Source organism: Vibrio rumoiensis (assembly GCF_002218045.2).
In the GTDB taxonomy this organism is placed as follows: Bacteria; Pseudomonadota; Gammaproteobacteria; order Enterobacterales; family Vibrionaceae; genus Vibrio; species Vibrio rumoiensis.
Genome location: NZ_AP018686.1, coordinates 1,074,901 through 1,098,910 on the forward strand (window position 1 = coordinate 1,074,901; position 24,010 = coordinate 1,098,910).

Here is a 24,010-nt window from a genome sequence, read left to right on the forward strand (position 1 = left end):
TTTGGCGAGAAGAGCGTACCACTTTCAGCAGTTGGTTTCCTCTTCTACACCATTCCATGAATGTCGCAGTTATTATCTGAAATCAGGGGTAACTTAATCGGTTCCGTATTGGTCGCTTACCTATTCTTCCTTGCCGGTGGTGGTAAGCTTCTACCCGATGCAAAAAGCTTTTTACACGCAGCAGCACTAGGCAAAACCGCCGCACCTGCTAGCGTATTATTCTTCAAAGGCATCCTATGTAACTGGTTAGTGTGTCTTGCCATTTGGATGTGTCAACGTGTAGAAGGTACCGGTAAATTTATCGCTATCTGGTGGTGTTTACTTGCGTTCATCGGCGCCGGTTTTGAGCACTCAATTGCCAACATGACTATCTTCGCACTGTCTTACTTTGGTCACCATTCCGATGCCTTCACGCTTGCCGGTATTGGCCACAACCTATTATGGGTATCGTTAGGTAATATCGTTTCTGGTGCTATCTTTATGGCAGTCGGTTACTGGTTTGCAACCCCAAAAGCAGAGCGTCCGATTTTTGACCAACAAGAAATCGAAAACGTACAGGAAGTAAAAGCGTAAACGTTCCTCGGCTACTCGTGGCTCGTTACTCGGCACTGGTTTTGATGAAATCTTGTTCGAGCAACGAGTCACGAGAATCGCTACACTAAACTCAATCATTGTCTCCTACTTTATTCGGTTTTCGGAGTTCGCTATGCAGGCCACCTACTCTAACGCTCGTCCATTCGTTTCCCTTGTTGGCGCGGGCCCAGGCGATCCTGATTTACTGACGATAAAAGCCTACCGCTTGATTCAATCGGCGGATGTCGTGGTTTATGATCGTTTGGTCTCTGATGAAATCATGGCGTTGGTGAATCCAAATGCAGAACTGTTGTTTGTGGGTAAAAAGCTCAATCACCACTGCGTTCCACAAGATCAAATCAATCAAATATTGGTCAATAAAGCGCTGGAAAATAAACATGTGGTCCGTTTGAAGGGGGGCGACCCATTTATCTTTGGTCGTGGCGGTGAAGAACTTGAAACCTTAGTCGAAAACAACATCGGTTTTGAGGTAGTGCCCGGCATTACGGCGGCGTCAGGCTGTAGTGCTTATGCGGGAATTCCACTCACGCATCGCGATCATGCGCAAAGCGTACAGTTCATCACGGGGCATTTAAAGAAAGAAGGGCAAGATATTAATTGGCCAAGTCTCGCTCAAGCAAATCACACACTAGTCTTTTATATGGGATTGAAACAAGCACCGGTGATTCGTCAAAATCTGGCCGACAATGGCTTATCAGTGAATACGCCTTGTGCGATTGTAGAACGAGGTACAACCCCTCAACAGCGCGTATTAACAGGCACACTGAAAGAATTAGATTCATTGGCTACGCAAGCCATTAGTCCTTCTCTGATTATTGTGGGGAGTGTAGCCAGCTTACATGAGCCATTACATTGGTTTAAACAATCCTAAAATCTAGAAAGCGAAAATATCGGTTATAAAGTTGGATGAGAATAATAATGCAACTTTAAATAGTGTTCAGCATGATTTATCTGATGCATAGAATTGGGTGGGGTTTTATATATAAGGTTCACAACTTCTTGCGATTGCTGACGATTTCCCAACATGAATTGAAAGTACAGTGTGAGATGATCATAAGTCGAACTGTGTTTTTTATCCCCCACCCACTCATTTTTTCTTACAAAATAAGGTTGATGCACCCCTAGGTAGGCATTCTCATAGACATAGCGTATTTGTCCCGACATCAACACAACAAAACATGATGAATAACAATAGGTTTCTACTAATGTATTGAGGCTATTTTGATGAATAATCCTCCCTACTTTCATGGCTTCATTGATTGAGCCACCATTAGATTGAAGTAGAATGAATTGCGTATTTTTATGGTTAGCGAGAAATTGCTGAAAACGGTAGGATTCTCCAGACTCAAATCGACCGCTCAACGTCACAATATGACGATCACGCGACTGAAAAGCTTTATAACTTGCTGCTGGGGAAGAGTTTAGCAGACAAACACTTAAGAGCATGCCTCCAAAGATGACATGCTTAGGGGATAAATAAACCACAAATTACTCAATAAAATACTTTACCTCCCTATATCGACATCAATCTTGCTTTCCTAAGCAGATAGAATTGATGAGCTTACGCCATGTCGATCGTTTCTTTATTGACCAAAATCAGTTCAAATAAAGGTTTAATTTATTAAATAATAAACAATGTCCGAGGTGTGCAGCTTAGTCCTTATCTTTCATGAACTTATGGCCCAATCACTAATTTTTCTTTGCTTGATTTGCTTAGCTTTTTAATCCGAATTTCTTCTTTTAACGCTGAACTCTTATCCGCAACTTGCTGTGACCACACTAATAATAACGGCCCTTTTCCCCTTAAATATTTGGCTCCCTTACCCGATTGATGCTGCTCAAACCGACGTTGAAGATCATTGGTGATACCACAATAAAGCGTATTGGCACGCGTACGGATGAGGTACACATGCCAATCTTTATCGAGTTGTTCACGCTTCTGAATAGCAGGCTCTGTCATGGTCTTAGTCAGAAATTAAAGCTTTAAGCTCTTCAACTTGTGCTTTTAATTCCGATACTTGTTGCTCTAACGTAGCAATGCGTTCTTCATGTTGACTATTAGCCGATAACGCAACGGATGGCATAGCCGTCGCATAAGATTCTACGTCCACTTCACCACAAAAAAGATGCTGATAACGAGACTCTCGTTTGCCCGGCTCACGCGGCAGTTTAACCACTAAACCGCCCTCTTCACGAGACGCCATTTTTTCAAGTAAGGATTCCACCTGCTTCACATCACTGAAATCACATAAACGATTAGTGCGAGTACGAATTTCACCAGGCGTTTGCGCGCCACGTAATAGCATGCAGCAAATAATGCCTCGTTCTTGGTCTGTTAATTGCAACGAGCCAAACTCGGTATTACAAAAACGATGACGAAATTTAGAAACACGGCTATTGAAGCCACTTTCATCGGTCATTAAACGTCGGTCAATCAAAGCTTGAGCAGCGTCCATCACTTCTGCTTCACTCAAAGCCATCACAGGTTCACGATTGCTCTTTTGGTTACAGGCAGTGGTTAAACTATTTAAGGTGAGTGGGTAGTAATCTGGGGTAGTGACTTCTTTTTCAATCAAACAGCCAATGATTCGAGCTTCAATTGGGGTTAATTCTATATTCATTGCGTTCTTCCTAGTTGAATACTATTGCAGCATAGCTTAGTGATCCCAGCGATACGGGCGATAAATTTGACGGCCACCTTCTGCCACCACAATAATTTGACTGCGGTTTAAATCTAAATCAATCCGTTGCATCGCTTTACGTGACTTAAGATAAGCCTGTTGAAAGCGTTGTTGAGGCGTGGTTTGTTCAACCGCTTCAATATCTGTTGTTGCTTGATTCAATATTGTTGAATTATTCTCTGTCATTCTTAATCAGATTATCTATATTTAGATCAACTTTTTTGGGGATGTTGGCCTTTCTTGATGTTTTCACTTAAAAAACTCTAATTAAGATATTGGTTTTCTATGTAAATAAATCAAGGGCACAATTCGACAAACTCTGGCTTCTAAAAGAGAAAACACCAAAGTTCATCAGAAATGATGTATTTTTAAGCAAACCACCACTCTTAAATTCAATTCATCGTAATGTAAAACTAAGCTTTTAAACTTATCCCTATTTATTTTGATCTTAGCTCTGTTTTGTCTGTTGGGTATATGGTTTAATTTGATGAAATGGGATTTTAGTTAATAACTCTGAATTAGGAAGAAACTATGGCTAACGTATTTGAAATCGTAAACCAAGCTCGTCGCAAGAATAAACTAAAACGTGAAATTCTTGATAATGAAAAGAAAATCCGTGATAACCGTAAGCGTGTTGATTTACTAGATAACCTACTTGATTACATCCATGCAGGCATGACTCACGAAGAAATCGTTGAAATCATCAAAAACATGAAAGCGGATTATGAAGACCGTGTTGATGATCACATCATCAAAGGTGCTGAAATTTCGAAGCAACGTCGTGAAATCAGCCGTAAAATCCGTGAACTGACTGAAGCTGATAAGCTACAGCATACGAACGTAAAAAAATAAGACTTCATGTATTTTAGGGGCCATCCGGCCCTTTTCTTTCGCTGTTTATCTATTCAATATCTGTCTGTGGATAGAAGCTTTCTGATAACAAGGAAATGAGAATGTCATTGAAAAATGTAATTTTGAAACCTGTCGCACTTTGCGCATTACTTGGGTTAAGTACTTCTGTATTCGCGGACGTCACGATCACTCTCCCTTCAAATGTTGATCTTCTTGCGGCTAATAGTGAAACCCCAAAAATCAATGGCAACGTATTCTCTAACACTAAATCCATCACTTTACCTGATGGCGAAAACCAAATTGTTTTCCGTTACAAGCCTGTATTTAGACAAGGCGGCGATACCGAAATCGTCACAACTGAAGCCATCATCACTAAATTCACCGCATCAGATGTAGAACTGACTTTTGATATTCCAGAATATCGTAGCGCAGAACTTGCACGTGATTTTGATAAGAATCCAACGTGGAAATTAGTTGATAAAGATGGCAACGCCGTTGATGTTAAACAAGATAAATTAACTAATCCTGGCTTTCAAATTGGCCGTAACTATGACCAAGAGTCTGTTGCATACAACAAAAAAGGCGGGATAGCCGCAATCACCGCAACGGGCGCACTTGCGGTAACCGAAGCCGCCATTCAATCGCCTGCTGCCAATAGCCAGTACAAAACCACTGAAGAACAAATGCTTCATTACTGGTATGAAAAAGCCGATAAGGAAACGAAGCAACGCTTCCTACAATCGATTATTCAAGCGAAGTAATCTCGATATCACGTAGTTGTTAACTAAAAACATCTAGCGCCACTATACCCAAAGAAATTGGAGTTGCAGTGAGGCAAATGAACGCCATCAATCAAGCTGCGGCTTCAAGTACTAAGGGTATAAAGAAGGGCTTATCCATTACAGATAAGCCCTTCTTTTATTTTGATAACCTAGAATTGATAGTTCGGATTATTCATCATCCAAAATCGGTTTCTTTTTCTTCTTGATCATAAAGACTTGCTCACCAACATCGACATTTTTGTAGAAGCTCTTATCGCGTTTAGCTGGCTTCTTGGCTGTCGTCGATTTTTTAGTGACTTTCTTCGCATTCGCCGCGCCTTTCTTAACGACAGGTTTGCGTGGCTTAATGCCCGTAAATTTGCCTTTCAAGCCTTCAAAAACCGAGAAAGTTAAATCTTGTTGTAAGTAGGTTTCAACATTCTTAAAGCTTACCCAATCTTTCGGGCCAACCAATGAAATGGCAGTACCTTTATTACCCGCACGACCTGTACGACCAACACGGTGCACATATTCTTCAGTATGCTTTGGCATATCAAAGTTAATCACGTGGGTCACATTAGCAATATCTAAACCACGGGAAGCAATATCCGTTGTCACCAAAATTTTATGCACTGAGCGTTCAAACTGGCTCATAATGCTATTACGTTGAGTTTGATTTAACCCACCACTTAATGCGACAGCTTTTAGCTTTTTCTCATTCAGTTTAATGGTTAAACGTTCCGTATCACTACGAGTTGCGGTGAATATAATAACTTGTTTATATTCAGCTTCTTCAAGAATGCGGTCAAGGATCGCTTCTTTATGATCGAGATGATCACAAAGATAAAATGATTGGTCGATATCTTTATGCTCTTCGGCAGATAAGCCAATTGAAATGCGCTTAGGATCACTCAGCATTTCATTGGATAAACCACTCACTTCTGCGTGATCAAGCGTTGCTGAGAACATTAAAGTCTGACGACGACGGTGTTTAGCCGCATTATGAATGCGGCGTAATTCTGGCGCAAAGCCGAGATCGAGCATGCGGTCGGCTTCATCTAAAATCAGCGTCTCGACACCTTCTAAATAAAGAGAACGGTGCTCAAGGTGATCCGCTAAGCGTCCAGGTGTTGCCACAATAAACTTAGGGTATTTTCTTAATGCTTTAACTTGGTCGTTAAAGTTTTCGCCACCAACAATCAAAGTGCCAGTGTAAGAAAGCCCACCTAGCATAGCTTTAAGCTCACCAAAAACCTGTTTAGCCAGTTCACGCGTTGGCGCTAAGATCACACCTCGTGGATCTTTCGCTGAAAGTGCTTTAGTTTTTAAAGCTTTATGAAGCATAGGTAAAACAAACGCTAATGTTTTTCCAGAACCCGTCTTGGATGAAGCCAATAAGTCTTTACCTGCAATCGCAACCGGGATCGCTTGACGCTGAATATCCGTTGCTTGTGCAAAATTGTAATGTTGTAGGTTTTTCAGTAGACGATTATCTAAACCAAGATCTTTAAACTGCAAAGGGGTGCTCCAAAAGAAATAAAAATAAACTCATGTGCATAATAGCATAAGGGTTCCGTCGCTCCCTCATACTTTATAAAAAGAACAATGTAATATCACTAAATGCCACTTCCCCCAATACATGATGGTTGCTCATCGGTTAGACCCGTTATTTCTTACTTTTAATTGTCTCGCGACTAATTCTACTCCGGGCTTATAGCGTTTAGCCGAAGCATTTAATGCCAACTCTAGTGCGCTATCAGCAATGATTTCAAAGCGTTGAGATAACGAGTTAATCTTAATCGGTAAGAAGTCCAATAAACGATTATCACCATAAGTTGCTACGCGTATTTTACTCATCAATTCTGGGTGTTCAAATAACACATCCAACACCCCTTCGAGCAAGGTGTATGAAGTCGTAATAATCGCATCCGGTAGGGTTTGTTCACTCAACCAATGCTGTATCGCCTCGCGGCCAGCTTGAGAATTAAACTGAGCGCCATACTCAATATAAGTCGTCAGCGGCTTATCATGTTGACGAATTGCCGCTTCAAAACCCAACTGACGTTCTTTTGAAATGTTCAGCTCAGGTAAAGCTCCAATCAAGCCCACTGATGCAACGCTATCGGATAAAATCGACGACGTTAACCTTAACGCTCCTTCAAAATCTTCACTGATCACACAACTAAAATATTCATCATCTAATGGTCGGTCGAGAGCAATGACCGGAATACCGCGCTTTTGGATGCCAAGATAAAACTCATTTGCATGCGGAATGGCGCTGGCAACAAACAAGGCATCAATCCGTCGACTCACTAACGCATTCGCCACCGACATTTCAGTTTCAGGATCATCATCCGAACTGCCAATTAAAATCTGATAGCCAGCTTGACGAGAATTAAACTCCAACAACTTCGCCAAGCGCGCATAACTGCTGTTTTCTAAATCCGGAATAATCAACCCAAATGAGCGACTTTGCCCGGCGCGTAATGAAGACGCTGCATGATCAGGTTGATACTGGTGCTCTTCAACAACCGCCATCACTTTTTGCTGCGTTTTTTGGCTAATTCTATATTTACTGGCTTTACCGTTAATCACATAACTGGCGGTGGTTTTAGATACCCCAGCCAGCTTTGCTATTTCATCTAGAGTCATCAAGTTCGTCCCTATTCACTCACGGTTATGTGCACTGGATCAAAAATCTATCGTTCATTTTGCTGTCTTATTTGAATTATAAGCTGAATCGATTCAGTATAAAAGCTGAAAGGATTCAGCAAATTTGAAGTCTGGTCACATTAACTAAAAAATCTCTTATCTACTAAGATAAATAAATAGGATTTTTTACCCCTAATTGAAGACAAGACATGATTCGCTGAATTTTTTTACCAAACTGCTGAACCGATTCAGCAACATAAAATTAGAGAACTGGAAATCAATGTTTTTGATGATAAGTACCGGTTCCCAACTCAATAGAGGCACGACAATGCTTATTTTAACACCTCAAGAAGTGACGCTTGCTCAATCTGCATCAGACAAGACAACTGCAATTAAAAATATTGCAGCCACATTAACTCAACAAGGTTACGTGGAAGCTGGCTATGTCGAAGGCATGCTGACTCGTGAAAGCCAATCCTCAACCTTTTTAGGTAACGGTATCGCCATTCCACACGGCACAACAGAGACACGTGGCCTAGTACAAAAAACAGGCGTGAGCGTCCATCATTTTCCTGAAGGGGTGGATTGGGGAAATGGTACGGTTTATGTCGCGATCGGTATTGCAGCAAAATCGGATGAGCATTTAGGCATCTTAAAACAACTCACCAAAGTGCTTTCTGCCGATGGCGTTGAAACTGCACTGAAAGAGGCCAAAACCGCCCAAGACATTATTAATGTATTAAATGGCCAAACCCAGTTGATGGCCGATTTTGATGCTTCATTAATTCAACTGAAATTTCCTGCGAGCGACATGCTGCAAATGACGGCAGTTGCCGGTGGCCTACTTCGCAATACCGGTTGTACCACTGATGAATATATTTCAGAGATCATCACCAAAACGCCAACCGACTTAGGTAACGGTCTATGGTTAATCAGCGGGGGCGCTGGGGTGAATCGTTCTGCGATGTCCTTTGTTTCCACTGCCAATGATTGCGAATTTGAAGGCAAACAAGTCAAAGGTTTAATCGCGTTTGCTGCTTGTAATGCCAGCCATAAACCTCTGCTTTATAAACTGACTCAATTGATTTTATCAAAACGCCAACATGAGGTTTTAGATGGCGATATGGATCAGCTTCTGAACTTATTCGACCTTTCAGAAAAAACACCGGAAATCAGTGAAGACGCCGCTAACGTGGCGACATTCAAGATCAAAAACACCCACGGCTTACATGCTCGCCCTGGCGCCATGTTAGTAGCCGAAGCGAAAAAATTTGAAGCCACCATTCGAGTTGAAAACTTAGATGGTGAAGGCGGTAGCGTTAATGCGAAAAGCTTAATGAAAGTGATCGCTCTCGGTGTGAAACACGGCCATCGCCTGCAATTTAGCGCCGATGGTGCTGACGCTGAGTTAGCGCTTACTTCGATTGGTAAGGCTATTGAATCAGGCCTTGGTGAAGGTTAAGGAATTGACTATGTCTATTAAAAAAACGTCATCCAAAAAAGTCGTCACTATCACGCTCAACCCCGCGCTTGATTTGACGGGGCACTTAACAGATAGCCTCAACGTAGGCAGTGTTAGCCTCGTGTCGAGCAGCACGTTACACCCAGCAGGTAAAGGCGTGAATGTCGCGAAGGTGTTATCGGATTTAGGCGCAGACGTGACTGTCACTGGTTTTTTAGGGGCTGATAACCAAGAACCCTTCTGTCAGTTATTTGAACAAATCCGTGCGACCGACCGCTTTATTCGAGTCGCGGGGGCAACCCGTATCAATGTCAAATTGGTCGATAAAGCCAGTGAGGTAAGCGACATTAACTTCCCGGGTGTTGAAGTCGACCAAGCGGCGATTGAAGCATTTGAAGCCACGCTTGATGAATTAGCCGCTGAGCATGATTACTTTGTCATGGCTGGCAGCCTACCTCGCGGGATCAGCCCTGAGCTTTGCGCGAAGTGGATTGAATCACTGCATCAAAAAGGCAAAAAAGTGATTTTTGATAGCAGCCGTCAAGCGCTCGCCGCAGGATTAAATGCTCACCCATGGTTGATTAAGCCCAATGATGAAGAGCTATCAGAGCTTGTTGGTAAAGAGCTCAGCAGCATCGAAGATTGTCAGCAAGCCGCACACACTTTGGAATCAAAAGGCATCGACAATATTGTGGTATCGATGGGCGCGAAAGGTGTGATGTGGTTAAACCAAGGTCAATGGCTACAAGCCCAGCCGCCTCGAATGGACGTAGTAAGTACCGTGGGTGCCGGTGATACCTTAGTCGCGGGACTAACATGGGGCCACCTCAACCAAGATTTCGATTCAGAAAATTGGCCAAAAGAAAAAGTGCTAAGTTTTGCAACGGCATTGTCCGCATTAGCCGTCACGCAAATCGGCGTTGGAGTAACGGATCTTACTCCCGTGAACAACCTACAACAAAAGATTCGCATTGAAGCGATCTCTCATATCTAGAAGAGCTAAGGACATCCTATGAATATTGCCATTATTACCGCATGCCCAAGTGGCGTTGCCAACAGCGTTATTGCCGCCGGTGTATTAGAGCAGGCAGCCAAAGCATTAAATTGGAATGCCAATGTAGAATGCCAATCAAGTGTCATTCCACAACAACCTCTGAGCCAACAACAGATTGATGATGCCGACGTGATTGTGATCGCAGCGAATACGCCTGTCGACACCACTCGCTTTAGCGGCAAGAAAGTCTATCAAGGTGACATCAACTCAAGTATCAATGATGCACAAACTTGGTTAGAAAATGCCGTCAAGCAAGCCACCATTTTGGAACAAGGTTCTGCACCTATTGCCGAAGCAGCATCAAGCACAAAAACCGCTAAGATTGTCGCGATTACCGCTTGTCCAACCGGCGTTGCCCACACCTTCATGGCCGCCGAAGCACTAGAAGAAACGGGCGCAAAACTTGGCCACCAAATTAAAGTGGAAACTCGTGGTTCAGTAGGCGCCAAAAACCAACTCACCGAACAAGATATCGCCGAAGCCGATCTCGTGATCATTGCGGCGGATATCGAAGTTCCGCTAGACCGGTTTGCTGGCAAGCCTCTATATAAAACCAGCACTGGCTTAGCGTTGAAAAAAACTGAGCAAGAATTTGCTAAAGCGTTTGAACAAGCAACCCCTCATCAAGCAGGTCAGCAATCTAGCGCTTCATCGTCTTCTGAAGAAAAAGCTGGAGTGTATAAGCACTTAATGACCGGCGTCTCTCACATGTTGCCACTTGTGGTTGCCGGTGGTTTGGCGATTGCCCTTTCATTTGTGTTCGGTATCGAAGCCTTTAAAGAAGAAGGCACGCTAGCTGCCGCATTAATGACCATTGGTGGAGGTTCTGCCTTTGCCTTAATGATCCCAGTTCTTGCTGGCTTCATTGCTTTCTCTATTGCCGATCGCCCGGGTCTAGCACCTGGTTTAATTGGCGGCATGCTAGCAAGCTCAACAGGCGCAGGCTTCATCGGCGGTATCATTGCTGGTTTCCTAGCAGGTTACACGGCTAAATTTATCGCCGATAAAGTCAAACTGCCACAATCAATGGAAGCGTTAAAACCAATCCTTATCATTCCATTATTAGCGAGCTTGTTTACTGGTCTTGTGATGATTTATGTGGTCGGTGGCCCAGTGTCAGGCATCATGACCGCCATGACCGAGTTCCTAAACAACATGGGCTCAGCAAACGCCGTATTATTGGGTATTATCCTAGGCTGCATGATGTGTTTCGACCTTGGTGGCCCAATCAACAAAGCCGCTTACACGTTTGGCGTAGGTCTATTGGCCTCTCAAACTTACGCGCCAATGGCAGCGGTCATGGCGGCAGGTATGGTGCCAGCACTCGGTATGGGATTAGCAACGTTCTTAGCCAAAGATAAGTTCGCTCAAACAGAACGTGAAGCAGGTAAAGCGTCATTTGTTCTTGGTCTGTGCTTTATCTCAGAAGGTGCGATTCCATTTGCGGCAAAAGATCCAATGCGCGTAATCCCAAGCTGTATGGCTGGCGGTGCATTAACCGGTGCGCTTTCCATGCTATTTGGTGCAAAACTGATGGCACCACACGGCGGTCTATTTGTACTGCTTATTCCAAATGCAATTACGCCCGTATTTTTATACCTAGTGGCGATTGTAGCGGGTACGGTAGTAACCGGTGTGACTTACGCCTTCTTGAAAAATAAAGCACAAGAAAAAGCCGTTACCGCTTAATTTCTCAACATTGCTTTACAGTGTAAACCGCGAGTCATATTGCTTGGCTCGCGGTTTTTTCGTTTTCAAATAAAGCTATATGTAAAGTAATAGAGGTTGCACTGAGGCAACGAGTGAATAGGCTCCGTCAACAAAGCTGTAACTTCAAGTACTAAGGATAAAAAGACATTAAAGTTTGAAGCTCGTTTTTGGACAGAAATCATTTAGAAATGAAACCAGCGTCTGCTGATTTCAAATAATACAATATAAGGGAAATTGGCCAAATTTACTCAGCCACTACAATATGCGTGCTATCACCTTGATTCAATCTGAAAAGCCGTCTCTTTCATCTTTAGTAGGCACACATTGCCTCAAACTGTTCTGTAGCCAATCTGTAAATTTTTTCCCCAGAGCATCAGGAGTTCTTTCTTGGCTAAGCAAGATATAACTATGCCCAGATAAATCAAACCCGAATGGTGCAATTAAGTTGCCTCTTTTCAAATCATCCACCACAAGTGGATACGATCCTATTGCAGTCCCTAACCCATCGACGACAGCTTGAAAACAAAAATAAAAATGAGCAAAAGTATGATGAGTATTACTAGAAAGCGACGAACCCACATGGTGAGAATACCAACATTCCCACGCTTGTGGCCTTGTCTGGCTATGCAACAGTTTAACTTTACTTAAATCATTTTTCACTTGATCCCAATATTCAGGTGAAAATACAGGCCCTACCCATTCATCGACTAATTTCACTTGTTTGTAATCATGAGGTAACTCAAAATCATCGCGACGTATTGCTAACGAAAGTCCTGTGACGCCTAATTTTACAGGCCCTCCAGCTGTCGATAACCTTACATCTTCCCCTGAAGCCATATGAAAGTCTGATAATCGCGGCATCAGCCAACGCATTGCTAGTGTTGGTTCACAAGAAACGTCTATGCAAGGACTATTAACTTGAATAAGCTTATTTACACCACTCTCAAGTGCTTCAAATGCCTGCTTCGTATAGTTTTTTAGTAACTCTCCTTCCTGAGTTAAATAGACATTTCGTCCTTGTTTATAGAACAAAGGCAAGGAAAGATAATTTTCCAATACTTTGACCTGTTTACTTACTGCCCCATGAGTAATGTGCAACTTAGTTGCCGCTTCACTATAACTTGATGAAGTGGCCGCAACATGGAAGACATGAAATGCTTTCAAGTGTCTCATTTGTGAATTTTGCTCACATAATAATTGAAATTTATTCGATTATAACCACTATAAAATACACATACAATAAGTGCTCAATACTCATCATGGATCAAATTTGGAGCATAAATGGAAATCATAAGTCTTGCCATTCTAGGCATATTAATCGTAATAAGTCCGGGAGCTGATTTTGTTTTAGTCTTAAAAAATAGTATTAATCAGGGAAGAAAATCAGGAGTCTGGACCGCGATTGGGATTAGTCTCGCTATCTGTGTCCATATCGGCTATTCAATGTTAGGGATAAGTTACTTAATCTCACAAAATGAATTGCTATTTAGTGTAGTAAGGTATTCAGGATCTGCCTATTTAATCTACTTAGGATTAAAAAGCATTTTCTCAGCTAAAGCTAGTTTCGAAACAATAGAAGGCAGACAAAAAGATTTCAAAGCCTCTCAATACTTAGCACAAGGTTTTTTGTGTAATGTATTAAATCCTAAAACAATGCTTTTCTTCCTGAGTATATTCAGCCAAGTTATTTCACCTGATTCTAGTGATCATCATAAAGCTATAATATATGGCTTATATATGGTGACACTGCACGGATTTTGGTTCAGTCTTGTGGCAATGCTTTTTACGTCAAATGCACTTCAAACACACTTCCAGAAAATGAAAAAAAGATTGAATCAAGCATGCGGACTGGGCTTACTTACTTTTGGTGCCTTGTTAGCCATAAAAGCGTAAAATTGGAATCATATTAAATAGCTACTTTCGGTAGCTATTTAATAGCATTATGCGCTCGCTTGTACTGTGTTAAACCTACTGTTTACACACATAATAAACAGTAGGAAAAATATTACACGCTTGAACCCTAAAAATCCGTTCACTAACTTATTTTGGGGCAAAAGCTTGCTAGAACAAAAGATACGCTGCGATAAAAGCATCAAAACGTTTTAAGCTTTAATATCCTCCGACATAAAGGGGGATAAATTGGTATTCCAATATGAAACAAGTACAATTGCCCCGTTTACTTAATTCGAGCTTCTGCCATGCCTTGTTTCACCCCTTTTACTGCTGATGTTTCTGATATCGACTTACCAGCAAAATTCACCTTTCCATTTTGCTATGAGCCTCATCCACTAAGCCAAATTGCCGCCAAGCAATTACAACAGCATCTACAGTCACAAACCGATTGGCAACATGATTTTGGGTTTAGTGATAACAGTAAAGCCGCCGGAAAAATGTTTGGTGTGCTGGTTGTGAAAAACGCTCAAGGACAACTCGGTTTTTTATCAGCCTTTTCAGGCAAACTGGCAGACCAAAACCATCTGCCATATTTCGTGCCCCCTGTGTTTGATATGCTCACTGAAGGCAGTTTTTTTCTTGAGGGTACCGCCCCCATCAATGCCATCAACCATCAAATCAAACAGCTTGAAGAAGATCCCGAACTTGCCTTGTTACAGCAAACCATTCGTGATTTTAAACAGCAAGCCCAGCAAGAGATGGAAGCGTTACGTCTGTCTATTGTCGACAGTCGCAAACAAAGAAAAGCATTAAGAAAACAAGCTGAAGCGAACTTGCAAGGCGAAGCATTACAAACCATCTTTGACGAGCTAGGCAAACAAAGCGTGGCCGAAAAAGCACAGCAAAGACATCTCAAAGCGCATTGGTTAGATCAAATAGAACAAGCAGAACAACAATGGCAGAAAAAAATCGATGTGATCGAGCAATTAAAGCAAGACCGCAAACAACAATCTGCCAAGTTACAACAAAAGCTGTTTGCTCAGTACCAATTTCTCAATCAAGCTCAGCAGTCAAAATCACTGCTCGATATTTTCAATACCACTGCTAATCCTACGCCACCAGCTGGCTCAGGTGAATGCGCCGCGCCTAAACTGCTGCAATATGCTTTCGCGCACGGCTTAACGCCCGTTTGTTTAGCTGAATTTTGGTGGGGCGCCTCACCGAAATCCGAAATTCGTCAGCACAAAAAATACTACCCAGCTTGCCAAAGTAAGTGTCAGCCTATTCTTTCTCACATGTTAGAAGGCATCACTCTGGACGAAAACCCACTACTTAAAAATCACGCGCAAGGTAAAGAACTCGACATCATTTACCAAGATGAAGCGATCGTGGTCGTCAACAAACCGGCGGAATTTTTATCGGTTCCCGGCGTCAATGTCAGCGACTCCGCCTACACCCGCTTGCAAACCTTATTTCCCGATGTTGAAGGCCCTTTTGTGTTGCATCGATTAGATATGTCGACTTCCGGCCTGCTGGTTTTTGCGCTTACCAAACGTGCCAATAAAAGCTTGCAAAAGCAGTTCATCACACGCGGTGTCGAAAAGAGATATGTGGCGTTATTAGATGGTGAGTTAGCTGATCAACAAGGTGAGATTAATCTACCGCTGCGTGGAGACTTAGAAGACCGTCCAAGACAAATGGTGTGTTTTGAGCATGGCAAACCAGCGCAAACCCATTGGCAACTGATCGAAACAACAGATCACAATGGCCAGCCTAAAAGCAAAGTCTACCTGTATCCGAAAACAGGCCGCACCCATCAACTACGAGTCCATTGTGCTCATCAAGATGGCTTAAATATGCCGATTACTGGTGATGATCTCTATGGTGAAAAAGCCAATCGCCTGCATTTACATGCACAACAATTGGCATTTGATCATCCTTATACGAAACAAAGAATGGTATTTGAAGTTGAGGCTGAGTTTTAAGCAACATGAATAAAAACCTTGCTTCATTATTTAAGTAAACCAGACAAAATTAAATTAGAAACATTAAGCCCCATGATAATAACAATACATCATGGGGCTTTATTATTTATCCAACGTTACGATTAATCATCGATGGTTATTTGGCGAATCAACTTCGCTGGTGTACCACCATAAAGACAATCCGGTGGCACATCTTTCGTTACCACAGAATTAGCAGCAATCACAGAACGTGCCCCAATGGTGACACCTTGTAAAATAACGCTATTACCGCCAATCCAAACATCATCTTCCACCACAATCGGTTTACTAAAAGTTTCCCAACGACGGCGGCTTTCAAAATCAAGGGAATGACTGGCAGTATAAAACTGAACATTAGGCCCAATTAATACATGGTCACCAATGATGATCGGAGCGTTATCTAACATGACCACATTCATGTTCAAAAACGTCTGCTTACCTATCGAAATCGGTTTGCCGAATTCACATTGAAATGGCGGAGTAATAATACTCTCTTCACCAAACTGACCAAGCATTTCACTCACAATGGCTTGTTGTTCTGGAATGGTAATCGATTGATTTAGTTGCAGCTTCAATTGAGCTGTTTTTGTGCGTACTTCTGAAATACTGGCATCCATGCCATCGAAATCCTCTCCTTGCAGCATTTTTTCAAATTCAGTCATGATGATTCTCATTTTGCAGAGTGGATGAAATGACATTTAGAGTAACGAAATTCACCATAAAAGACAGCCCAGACATCACAAAAAAAACCAGCAACCTTTATGGCTACTGGTTATGTTTTTTAGTGCTGTACTCGCTTAAAGATTGGCGATCTTAGCGTGAGTCTTTAACACTAGCCTCGGTAATAACGCTGTGGCACAAACGGCATTTTTTCTACGGTCATTGGCAATTTCTTACCACGTACATCAGCAAAAATCTCCGTGCCAATTGCCGCAAATTCGGTCGCCACATACGCCATTGATACTGGTTTACCGGCAGTAGGCCCCGCAGTACCACTTGTCACTATGCCAATCTCATTATCTTGCGCATCAAACAACTTGCAGCCTTCACGAACCGGCGCTTTGGTTTGACCCACTAAGCCAACACGCTTACGAGCCACATCTTTGGTTTCGATTTGTTTTAAGATGATATCCGCACCAGGGAAGCCACCAGCACGCTCACCATCTGCGCGGCGTGGTTTGCTAATGCCCCACAACAAGCTCGCTTCAACCGGCGTGGTGGTGGTATCCAGATCATGGCCATAAAGACATAAACCACACTCTAAACGCAATGAATCACGCGCGCCTAAACCAATCCATTCTACTTCTTCGCACGCCGTCAGTTTATTGGCCAATTCGACTGCTTGAACACTTGGAACTGAGATTTCATAACCATCTTCACCGGTATAACCTGAGCGGCTAACGATGCACTCAACACCATCAATCTCAAGCACTTTGACATCCATAAACAGCATGTCGGCAACTTGTGGCTGAAAACGTGCCAGCACTTCTGCCGCTTTTGGGCCTTGCAGCGCCAATAAAGCACGGTCTTCAATCACTTCAAGCTCAACACCTTGCGGTAGGTTTGCTTGCAGATGAGCAATATCTTGCGCTTTACATGCCGCGTTCACCACGACAAATAAATGATCACCAAGGTTGGCCACCATAAGATCATCCATGATGCCGCCTTGCTCATTGGTAAAAAACGCATAACGCTGTTTACCCGATGGCAGATCAATAATATCAACCGGCACTAATGCTTCTAACGCCGCCGCGGCTCCTTCACCTTTTAAGCGCAATTGCCCCATGTGAGATACATCAAAAAGCCCAGCCGCATCACGAGTATGCAAGTGTTCTTTTTTCACCCCAAGTGGATATTGAACAGGCATATCATAGCCTGCAAATGGCACCATTTTCGCACCAGCTTCTAGATGAACCGCATGTAACGGTGTTTTCAAACATGTGTCTTGATCGGTCATTTATCCTCCATCGGGCTTTCGCCTACATTAATACCAATCACAAAAACGAACGGATTCGCTTATGAGTTAATCTGTGGTTTCTTTGATAGTGACATCTTTCCCTGCGAAATAGTCACGCGTTAATTTAAATACCACTGGGCTCAGTAATATCAGTGCAATCAAGTTTGGAATCGCCATCATGGCATTCATGGTGTCGGCCAATAGCCAAATAAAGTTCAATGAGCTCATCGCCCCAACTGGCACCGCTAAAACCCAGACAATACGAAATGGTTTAATCGCCTTCGTACCAAATAGGAATTGGACACATTTCTCACAGTAAAAGCTCCAGCCTAAAATCGTGGTAAAGGCAAAAATAGCCAAAGCAATCGCCACAATCACATTGCCGAATGAGAATGTGCTAGCAAACGCACTTGAGGTTAATGATGCTCCGGTTTCACCCGACATCCACTCACCAGACAAAATGATCGCAAAGCCCGTGATTGAACAAACAATGATGGTATCAATGAAGGTACCCAACATCGCAACCAAACCTTGCTTCACCGGATTTTTAGTTTTTGCCGCCGCGTGAGCAATCGGTGCCGAGCCTAAACCGGCTTCATTGGAAAAAACACCACGTGCCACACCAAAACGAATGGCGGCCCAAACCGCTGCCCCTGCAAAACCACCTTGCGCCGCTACTGGGCTAAAGGCACTTTCGATGATCAAAGCAAACGCCGCCGGAATATCGGAAATATGGGCAATCATGACACCTAAACCAGCCACGATATAAAACAGCGCCATCAAAGGAACCAATTTTCCTGCCACTTCAGAAATACGCTTGATACCACCAATAAGAACCAGACCAACCAGTACCATCATCACAAGGCCAGTTACCATAGGTGACACACCAAAGTTACTATCCAGTGCATCGGCAACCGAGTTTGCTTGCACGCCATTACCAATACCAAAACCAGCAATCGCGCCAAAAATGGCGAATAGCGTACCTAGCCATGCCCACTTTTTCGATAAACCATTTTTGATGTAATACATCGGCCCGCCGACATAGTTACCATGTTCATCTTTTTCACGATAAGTCACCGCACACACGGCTTCTGAATACTTGGTTGCCATACCAACTAACGCGGTACACCACATCCAAAATAAAGCGCCAGGGCCGCCAAGTGCAATCGCCGTCGCCACACCGGCAATATTACCAGTACCAATGGTGGCAGAGAGTGAGGTCATCAACGCATTGAAAGGGGTGATATCCCCTTCCGATGAACTAGTACGCCCATTCCATAACAATTTAAAGCCTTGTGGCAGTTTTAAAATTGGCATAAATCTTAGACCGAGCATTAAAAACAGCCCAACCCCTAAAATCATCACCAACATAGGGACACCCCAGACGACCCCATTAATAGCAGAAACAAAATTGGTTAACGCTTCCATGTGAAATCCTTTAATTATTGATTTTTATACTCAAAAAATGAGTATCAGATGGATTCAACCACGCTTACAAAAACAACTCCATAGATAAAGCATTGGCCTGAACGAATTCATCATAAACATGAAAAAACGATCGTACCTAGTAAGAATCATAAAAGTGTGAAAAAACACTCACATTTGTAACAAATAAACAACATTGTACTTATTTAGACGTCACCCACAGTATTAATGCATCGTCCTCACTGACTGAAATCAAGGTGTGTCCCATGCTGGCATCGTAGTACACGCTATCGCCTTGCTTTAATTCAACCGGCTCATAAAATTCACAATAAAAACGCACTTCGCCTTCTAGCACTAATAAAAACTCTTCCCCATCATGACGAATCCATTCTTGGTAATCATCAAAACTGCGAGAACGAATTCGGCTCTTAAACGGCACCATTTTCTTATTAGATAATTGGGTTGCCAGTAATTCATGTTCATAAGTGGTGGTAGGATGCGGCTTGCCTTCTCCGGCTAACGTAATATCACGTCGACCGACCGCACTGGCTTGTTTTGGCGGTTCAAAAATTTGCGGAATGGGCATATCAAGCCCGGTGGCGAGCTTTTGTAATGCTTGAAACGTGGGGGAAATTTGTTCGTTTTCAATTTTAGATAACGTTGAACGCGCCAACCCTGTTCGCTTACTCGCTTCTTCTAACGTTAACCCCATCTGCAAGCGAATATCTTTTAACCGCTGTCCAAGGTTAAGTGGCGTGAGTGTTTGTTCAGGATCGTCTGACTGAAACGTCATCTGCTTATTTACTAATTCACTTTTTACACTCACCGATGTCCCCTATCGTACGCTATCCATTTTTCGTCGCTTTAACATCAAGATAATTCGCCTGAGAAGCAAACGATTGCCAATTCAGTCTACCGATTCAAAATCGTAGAGAAAAGAGAAACTATTTCCTAAAAGGTGCGGTAGGTAACAAAAATGGAAATCTTGTTTCTTATAGGAAACTTTTGGTTGAATAATCTACGGGCGAAAAGTATGTTATTGGTAATCGCATACAAGAATGGTAAAGGCTCGGCAGAGAAATTTATCTCTTAGCTTATACCCAAAGTAATTGGCGTTGCAGTGAAGCGTCAAGTACGAAGGGTCGCCGTTCTTTTTAAATACACATTCAGTGACTACACTAAAAACGCAATTGACTTCCCAGCCCAAAGGCAAACGATTGCGCAATAAGTTATTGATGAGAAAAACTTTCTATTTTCAGGAGCAAATAAAATGGACATGACTCTAAAATTTACCGAAAGCCACGAATGGGTTCGTGATAATGGTGACGGTACGGTAACCATCGGTATTTCTGAGCACGCACAAGAAATGCTAGGTGATGTGGTGTTTGTTGATCTACCAGAAGTCGGTGACACCATCGATGCCGGAGATAGTTTTTCTTTAGTGGAGTCAGTTAAGGCTGCCTCTGACATTTATGCCCCTGTCACTGGCGAAATCGTTGAAATTAACGAAGAGCTAGAAGATAGCCCAGAACTTATCAATAGTGAGTCTTATGAAGGCGGTTGGATTGTCAAAGTGAAATTGGATGACGCATCTGAATTAGACAACCTACAAGATGCAGAAGACTACCTAGCGAGTATTGAAGAAGACTAAAAGATAGTTGCGAGAGCCGAGTGCGCTTCGCTTCGAGCTGCGAGAAAAAGATGGTTTCGAGTTGCGTGTGACGTGCTGCGAGAAACAGCAAAAGAAACGTCATCCTGAAAAGCGACGTAGGAGCGCAGTTCAGGATCTCCGACAGCAAGTGACAAATCGATTGAGTTTCCACTCGCTTTAAGAGGTGTCCGTGTCTCGTGACTAGGACGCTTCGAGACACGAGTAACGAGAAGCGCAGCGCCCGAAAATCGAATCTACATTCCAAAAGTCAGCTTTTATTCGCTGGCTTTTACTTTAATTCAGGTAGCACCATGACAAATCTAATCAATGACTTATGTAACAGCCAAGAGTTCATCGGCCGCCACAACGGGCCAAATGCCAACGATCAACAAGCGATGCTCGACATCATTAACTCATTAAGTGATAGCCAAGCTGAATCATTGGATCAGTTAATCGCGCAAACCGTTCCTGCTAACATTCGTTTAGCCGCGCCAATGAACTTAGATGCGCCAATGAGCGAAGCCGATATGCTGACGAAGATGAAAGGCATCGCACAACTGAACAAAGTGCAGCGTACTTTTATCGGCCAAGGCTACTACAACACCTTCACGCCAAACGTCATCCTACGTAACGTATTAGAAAACCCAGGTTGGTACACCGCTTATACGCCTTATCAGCCAGAAATTTCTCAAGGTCGTTTGGAGTCTCTACTCAACTACCAACAAATGGTGATCGACCTAACGGGCATGGATATCGCCAACGCCTCTTTACTTGATGAAGCGACCGCCGCTGGTGAAGCGCTGACTCTATGTAAGCGTGCAGGAAAAAGCAAAAGCAACGTATTCTTTGTCGCCGATGATGTGCATCCACAAACGATCGAAGTGGTTAAAACCCGCGCAGAATTTATTGGCTTTGAAGTGATGATTGGCAATGTCGATAGCCTACCTCAACAAGACGTGTTTGGCGCTCTATTACAATACCCAAGCACGACTGGCGAAGTGCGTGATTTATCCGACATCATCGCGGCGGCGCAAGCTAACAAAACCTTAGTCACGGTTGCTACGGATTTACTGGCTTCTACCCTATTAAAACCTGCCGGTGAAATGGGTGCAGATGTGGTGATCGGTAGCGCGCAACGTTTCGGCGTACCAGTTGGATACGGCGGCCCACACGCAGCCTTCATGGCGACTCGTGAAAAACACAAACGTACTATGCCAGGTCGCGTGATTGGTGTGTCGATTGATAGCAAAGGCAAACAAGCGCTGCGCATGGCAATGCAAACTCGTGAGCAACACATCCGCCGCGAAAAAGCGACGTCGAACATTTGTACCGCTCAAGCGCTATTAGCCAACATGGCTTCTTTCTATGCTGTGTATCACGGCGCAGAAGGCTTACGCACTATCGCTCGTCGTACCCACCACTTTACCGCGATTCTTGCGGCAGCATTACGATCAGCCGGTCATAAATTAGTACACGATACGTTCTTCGACACCATCACCGTCGATAGCCAAGAACAAACCGAGCGTTTATATCAAGCTGCGCAACATGCGGGCATTAACCTACGTAAACTGCCTTCTCAAATTGGTATCAGCCTAGATGAAACCACCAAAGCAGAAGACATCGAAACACTGTTTACTGTGTTCTCGGTAGAAGGCAACGTAGATACATACTCAAGCGATATTGCCGCCAACGAATTTGCGGCCATTCCAAGCGATTGCCAACGAACTTCTCAGTTCTTAACTCACCCAGTATTCAACACGCATCGCAGCGAAACTCAAATGATGCGCTACTTGAAGAAACTGGAAAACAAAGACTTCTCATTAACGCACGGCATGATCCCGCTGGGTAGCTGCACCATGAAATTAAACGCCGCAGCTGAAATGATCCCAGTCACATGGCCGGAATTCGGTTCTATCCACCCATTTGCGCCACTAGAGCAAGCCGCCGGTTATACCGCACTGGCTGATTCACTGAAAAAGCAATTGTGTGAAATTACCGGCTACGATGAGTTTTCTCTACAACCTAACTCTGGCGCATCAGGCGAATATGCAGGTTTAATTGCAATTCAGCGTTACCACCAAAGCCGTGGTGAAGGCCACCGTAATGTGTGCTTAATTCCAAGCTCTGCACACGGCACTAACCCAGCAACCGCGTCGATGGTATCGATGAAAGTTGTGGTGGTAATGTGTGATGAATACGGCAACATCGATATGCAAGATCTGGCAGCTAAGATCGACAAACACCACAGCAACTTATCCAGCATCATGATCACCTACCCATCGACTCACGGTGTGTATGAAGAACAAGTGCAAAAAGTATGTGAAATGGTACACGCGGCTGGCGGTCAGGTTTACCTTGATGGCGCAAACATGAATGCACAAGTTGGCTTAACTAATCCGGGCGTGATTGGCGGTGATGTTTCGCACCTTAACCTACACAAAACCTTCTGTATTCCACATGGTGGTGGCGGCCCGGGTATGGGTCCAATTGGGGTTAAATCACACCTTGCGCCATTCTTACCAGGCCACATTGAAAATGGTGTGGAAGGTAAAGACTATGCGGTGTCAGCGGCGGATCTCGGTAGCGCATCGATTCTGCCAATTTCATGGGCTTACATCACTATGATGGGCGGCACAGGGCTAACCGAAGCCACTAAGATCGCAATTTTAAATGCCAACTACATCATGGAACGTCTACGTCCACACTACCCAGTGCTTTACCGTGGACACAATGGCCGCGTGGCGCACGAATGTATTATCGACATTCGCCCACTAAAAGAAGCGACCGGCATCAGCGAAGAAGACATTGCGAAGCGTTTAATGGACTACGGTTTCCACGCGCCAACCATGTCATTCCCAGTGGCGGGCACCTTGATGGTGGAACCAACGGAGTCGGAAGACAAAGCCGAGCTAGACCGCTTCTGCGATGCCATGATTGCGATTCGCCAAGAAATGGACAAAGTGCAACAAGGTGAATGGCCACTAGACAACAACCCGTTAGTCAACGCGCCACACACCCAAGCCGACTTAATGAGTGAAACATGGGATCACCCATACACCCGTGAAGTGGCTTGCTTCCCATCGGCACAAGCGAAAGACGCTAAATACTGGCCAACCGTCAACCGTGTCGATAACGTCTACGGCGACCGTAATTTGATTTGCTCATGCCCGAGTATTGAGAGTTATCAGTAAGGGTTAGTGAGACGTTGAAATGAGAAAAGCGAGTACACATGATGTGCTCGCTTTTTTGTTGGGGTTTATTTGAAGACGTTGTTCAATAACACTTACGGTACAAAGAACAAGCTCTTCCCCTTGA

General features: G+C 43.6%; 22 protein-coding genes. 11 read left to right on the top strand and 11 right to left on the bottom strand.

The features are described 5' to 3' along the window. The first annotated feature begins 60 nt into the window (after nt 1-60). Both VRUMOI_RS17300 and cobA read left to right on the top strand, forming a co-directional pair. Complete coding sequence (locus VRUMOI_RS17300; RefSeq protein WP_269459988.1) at nt 61-573, top strand: formate/nitrite transporter family protein; 513 nt, start codon at nt 61-63, stop codon at nt 571-573. Nucleotides 574-706: 133 nt separating this feature from the next. Next, complete coding sequence (gene cobA / locus VRUMOI_RS17305) at nt 707-1,465, top strand: uroporphyrinogen-III C-methyltransferase (protein WP_089139420.1); 759 nt, start codon at nt 707-709, stop codon at nt 1,463-1,465. Between the two features lie 23 nt (nt 1,466-1,488). Here the strand turns inward: cobA and VRUMOI_RS17310 are convergent, their stop codons facing one another. The 4 genes from VRUMOI_RS17310 to VRUMOI_RS17325 form a co-directional block, all read right to left on the bottom strand. Next, entirely contained in the window at nt 1,489-2,079 is a 591-nt protein-coding gene (locus VRUMOI_RS17310) for a hypothetical protein (RefSeq protein ID WP_162598443.1), read from the bottom strand. Between the two features lie 190 nt (nt 2,080-2,269). Beyond that, on the bottom strand, nt 2,270-2,554 hold the full coding sequence (locus VRUMOI_RS17315) for a GIY-YIG nuclease family protein (protein WP_089139418.1): 285 nt from the start codon (nt 2,552-2,554) through the stop codon (nt 2,270-2,272). Nucleotides 2,555-2,558: 4 nt separating this feature from the next. Next, the gene (locus VRUMOI_RS17320; protein ID WP_089139417.1) at nt 2,559-3,215 is read right to left on the bottom strand and encodes a YceH family protein; all 657 of its coding nucleotides are present in this window, start codon (nt 3,213-3,215) and stop codon (nt 2,559-2,561) included. A 36-nt stretch (nt 3,216-3,251) separates the two neighbouring features. Next, a complete protein-coding gene (locus VRUMOI_RS17325) occupies nt 3,252-3,461 on the bottom strand; it encodes a hypothetical protein (RefSeq protein ID WP_089139416.1) in 210 nt (69 codons plus the stop codon). Nucleotides 3,462-3,806: 345 nt separating this feature from the next. On the opposite strand from VRUMOI_RS17325, the gene VRUMOI_RS17330 reads away from it, so the two are divergent. Then, on the top strand, nt 3,807-4,127 hold the full coding sequence (locus VRUMOI_RS17330; protein ID WP_089139415.1) for a DUF496 family protein: 321 nt from the start codon (nt 3,807-3,809) through the stop codon (nt 4,125-4,127). A 101-nt stretch (nt 4,128-4,228) separates the two neighbouring features. Then, complete coding sequence (locus tag VRUMOI_RS17335) at nt 4,229-4,888, top strand: DUF2057 family protein (RefSeq protein ID WP_089139414.1); 660 nt, start codon at nt 4,229-4,231, stop codon at nt 4,886-4,888. Between the two features lie 189 nt (nt 4,889-5,077). On the opposite strand, the gene VRUMOI_RS17340 is transcribed toward VRUMOI_RS17335, so the two are convergent. Then, nucleotides 5,078-6,406: a DEAD/DEAH box helicase gene (locus VRUMOI_RS17340; protein ID WP_089139413.1), complete on the bottom strand. Its 1,329-nt coding sequence runs from the start codon at nt 6,404-6,406 to the stop codon at nt 5,078-5,080. A 132-nt stretch (nt 6,407-6,538) separates the two neighbouring features. Next, complete coding sequence (gene cra, locus VRUMOI_RS17345) at nt 6,539-7,540, bottom strand: catabolite repressor/activator (RefSeq protein WP_089139412.1); 1,002 nt, start codon at nt 7,538-7,540, stop codon at nt 6,539-6,541. Nucleotides 7,541-7,868: 328 nt separating this feature from the next. On the opposite strand from cra, the gene fruB reads away from it, so the two are divergent. The 3 genes from fruB to fruA are packed head-to-tail and all read left to right on the top strand — an operon-like array spanning nt 7,869 to nt 11,745. Then, nucleotides 7,869-9,002, top strand: a complete 1,134-nt coding sequence (fruB, locus tag VRUMOI_RS17350; protein ID WP_089139411.1) for a fused PTS fructose transporter subunit IIA/HPr protein — start codon at nt 7,869-7,871, stop codon at nt 9,000-9,002. A 10-nt stretch (nt 9,003-9,012) separates the two neighbouring features. After that, complete coding sequence (pfkB, locus tag VRUMOI_RS17355; protein ID WP_089139410.1) at nt 9,013-9,996, top strand: 1-phosphofructokinase; 984 nt, start codon at nt 9,013-9,015, stop codon at nt 9,994-9,996. 18 nt (nt 9,997-10,014) lie between these two features. Further along, nucleotides 10,015-11,745, top strand: a complete 1,731-nt coding sequence (fruA, locus tag VRUMOI_RS17360) for a PTS fructose transporter subunit IIBC (RefSeq protein WP_089139409.1) — start codon at nt 10,015-10,017, stop codon at nt 11,743-11,745. A gap of 303 nt (nt 11,746-12,048) precedes the next feature. Here fruA and VRUMOI_RS17365 read toward each other — a convergent pair whose 3' ends face one another. After that, on the bottom strand, nt 12,049-12,939 hold the full coding sequence (locus VRUMOI_RS17365; protein WP_089139408.1) for a LysR family transcriptional regulator: 891 nt from the start codon (nt 12,937-12,939) through the stop codon (nt 12,049-12,051). A gap of 108 nt (nt 12,940-13,047) precedes the next feature. On the opposite strand from VRUMOI_RS17365, the gene VRUMOI_RS17370 reads away from it, so the two are divergent. After that, nucleotides 13,048-13,659 carry a LysE family translocator gene (locus VRUMOI_RS17370; RefSeq protein ID WP_089139407.1) on the top strand — a complete coding sequence of 204 codons (612 nt, stop codon included), beginning with the start codon at nt 13,048-13,050 and terminating at the stop codon, nt 13,657-13,659. Between the two features lie 305 nt (nt 13,660-13,964). Next, nucleotides 13,965-15,644: an RluA family pseudouridine synthase gene (locus VRUMOI_RS17375; RefSeq protein ID WP_089139406.1), complete on the top strand. Its 1,680-nt coding sequence runs from the start codon at nt 13,965-13,967 to the stop codon at nt 15,642-15,644. 122 nt (nt 15,645-15,766) lie between these two features. Here the strand turns inward: VRUMOI_RS17375 and VRUMOI_RS17380 are convergent, their stop codons facing one another. The 4 genes from VRUMOI_RS17380 to VRUMOI_RS17395 form a co-directional block, all read right to left on the bottom strand. Then, nucleotides 15,767-16,324, bottom strand: coding sequence for a sugar O-acetyltransferase (locus VRUMOI_RS17380; RefSeq protein WP_089139405.1), 558 nt, complete (start codon nt 16,322-16,324; stop codon nt 15,767-15,769). A gap of 170 nt (nt 16,325-16,494) precedes the next feature. Continuing rightward, the gene (gcvT, locus tag VRUMOI_RS17385) at nt 16,495-17,619 is read right to left on the bottom strand and encodes a glycine cleavage system aminomethyltransferase GcvT (protein ID WP_089139404.1); all 1,125 of its coding nucleotides are present in this window, start codon (nt 17,617-17,619) and stop codon (nt 16,495-16,497) included. 66 nt (nt 17,620-17,685) lie between these two features. Next, nucleotides 17,686-19,047: an alanine/glycine:cation symporter family protein gene (locus VRUMOI_RS17390; RefSeq protein WP_089139403.1), complete on the bottom strand. Its 1,362-nt coding sequence runs from the start codon at nt 19,045-19,047 to the stop codon at nt 17,686-17,688. Nucleotides 19,048-19,246: 199 nt separating this feature from the next. Next, nucleotides 19,247-19,837 carry a helix-turn-helix domain-containing protein gene (locus VRUMOI_RS17395; RefSeq protein ID WP_089139434.1) on the bottom strand — a complete coding sequence of 197 codons (591 nt, stop codon included), beginning with the start codon at nt 19,835-19,837 and terminating at the stop codon, nt 19,247-19,249. Between the two features lie 477 nt (nt 19,838-20,314). On the opposite strand from VRUMOI_RS17395, the gene gcvH reads away from it, so the two are divergent. Further along, a complete protein-coding gene (gene gcvH / locus VRUMOI_RS17400) occupies nt 20,315-20,695 on the top strand; it encodes a glycine cleavage system protein GcvH (RefSeq protein WP_089139402.1) in 381 nt (126 codons plus the stop codon). A gap of 311 nt (nt 20,696-21,006) precedes the next feature. Next, a complete protein-coding gene (gene gcvP, locus VRUMOI_RS17405; protein ID WP_089139401.1) occupies nt 21,007-23,886 on the top strand; it encodes an aminomethyl-transferring glycine dehydrogenase in 2,880 nt (959 codons plus the stop codon). Nucleotides 23,887-24,010 lie beyond the last annotated feature (124 nt).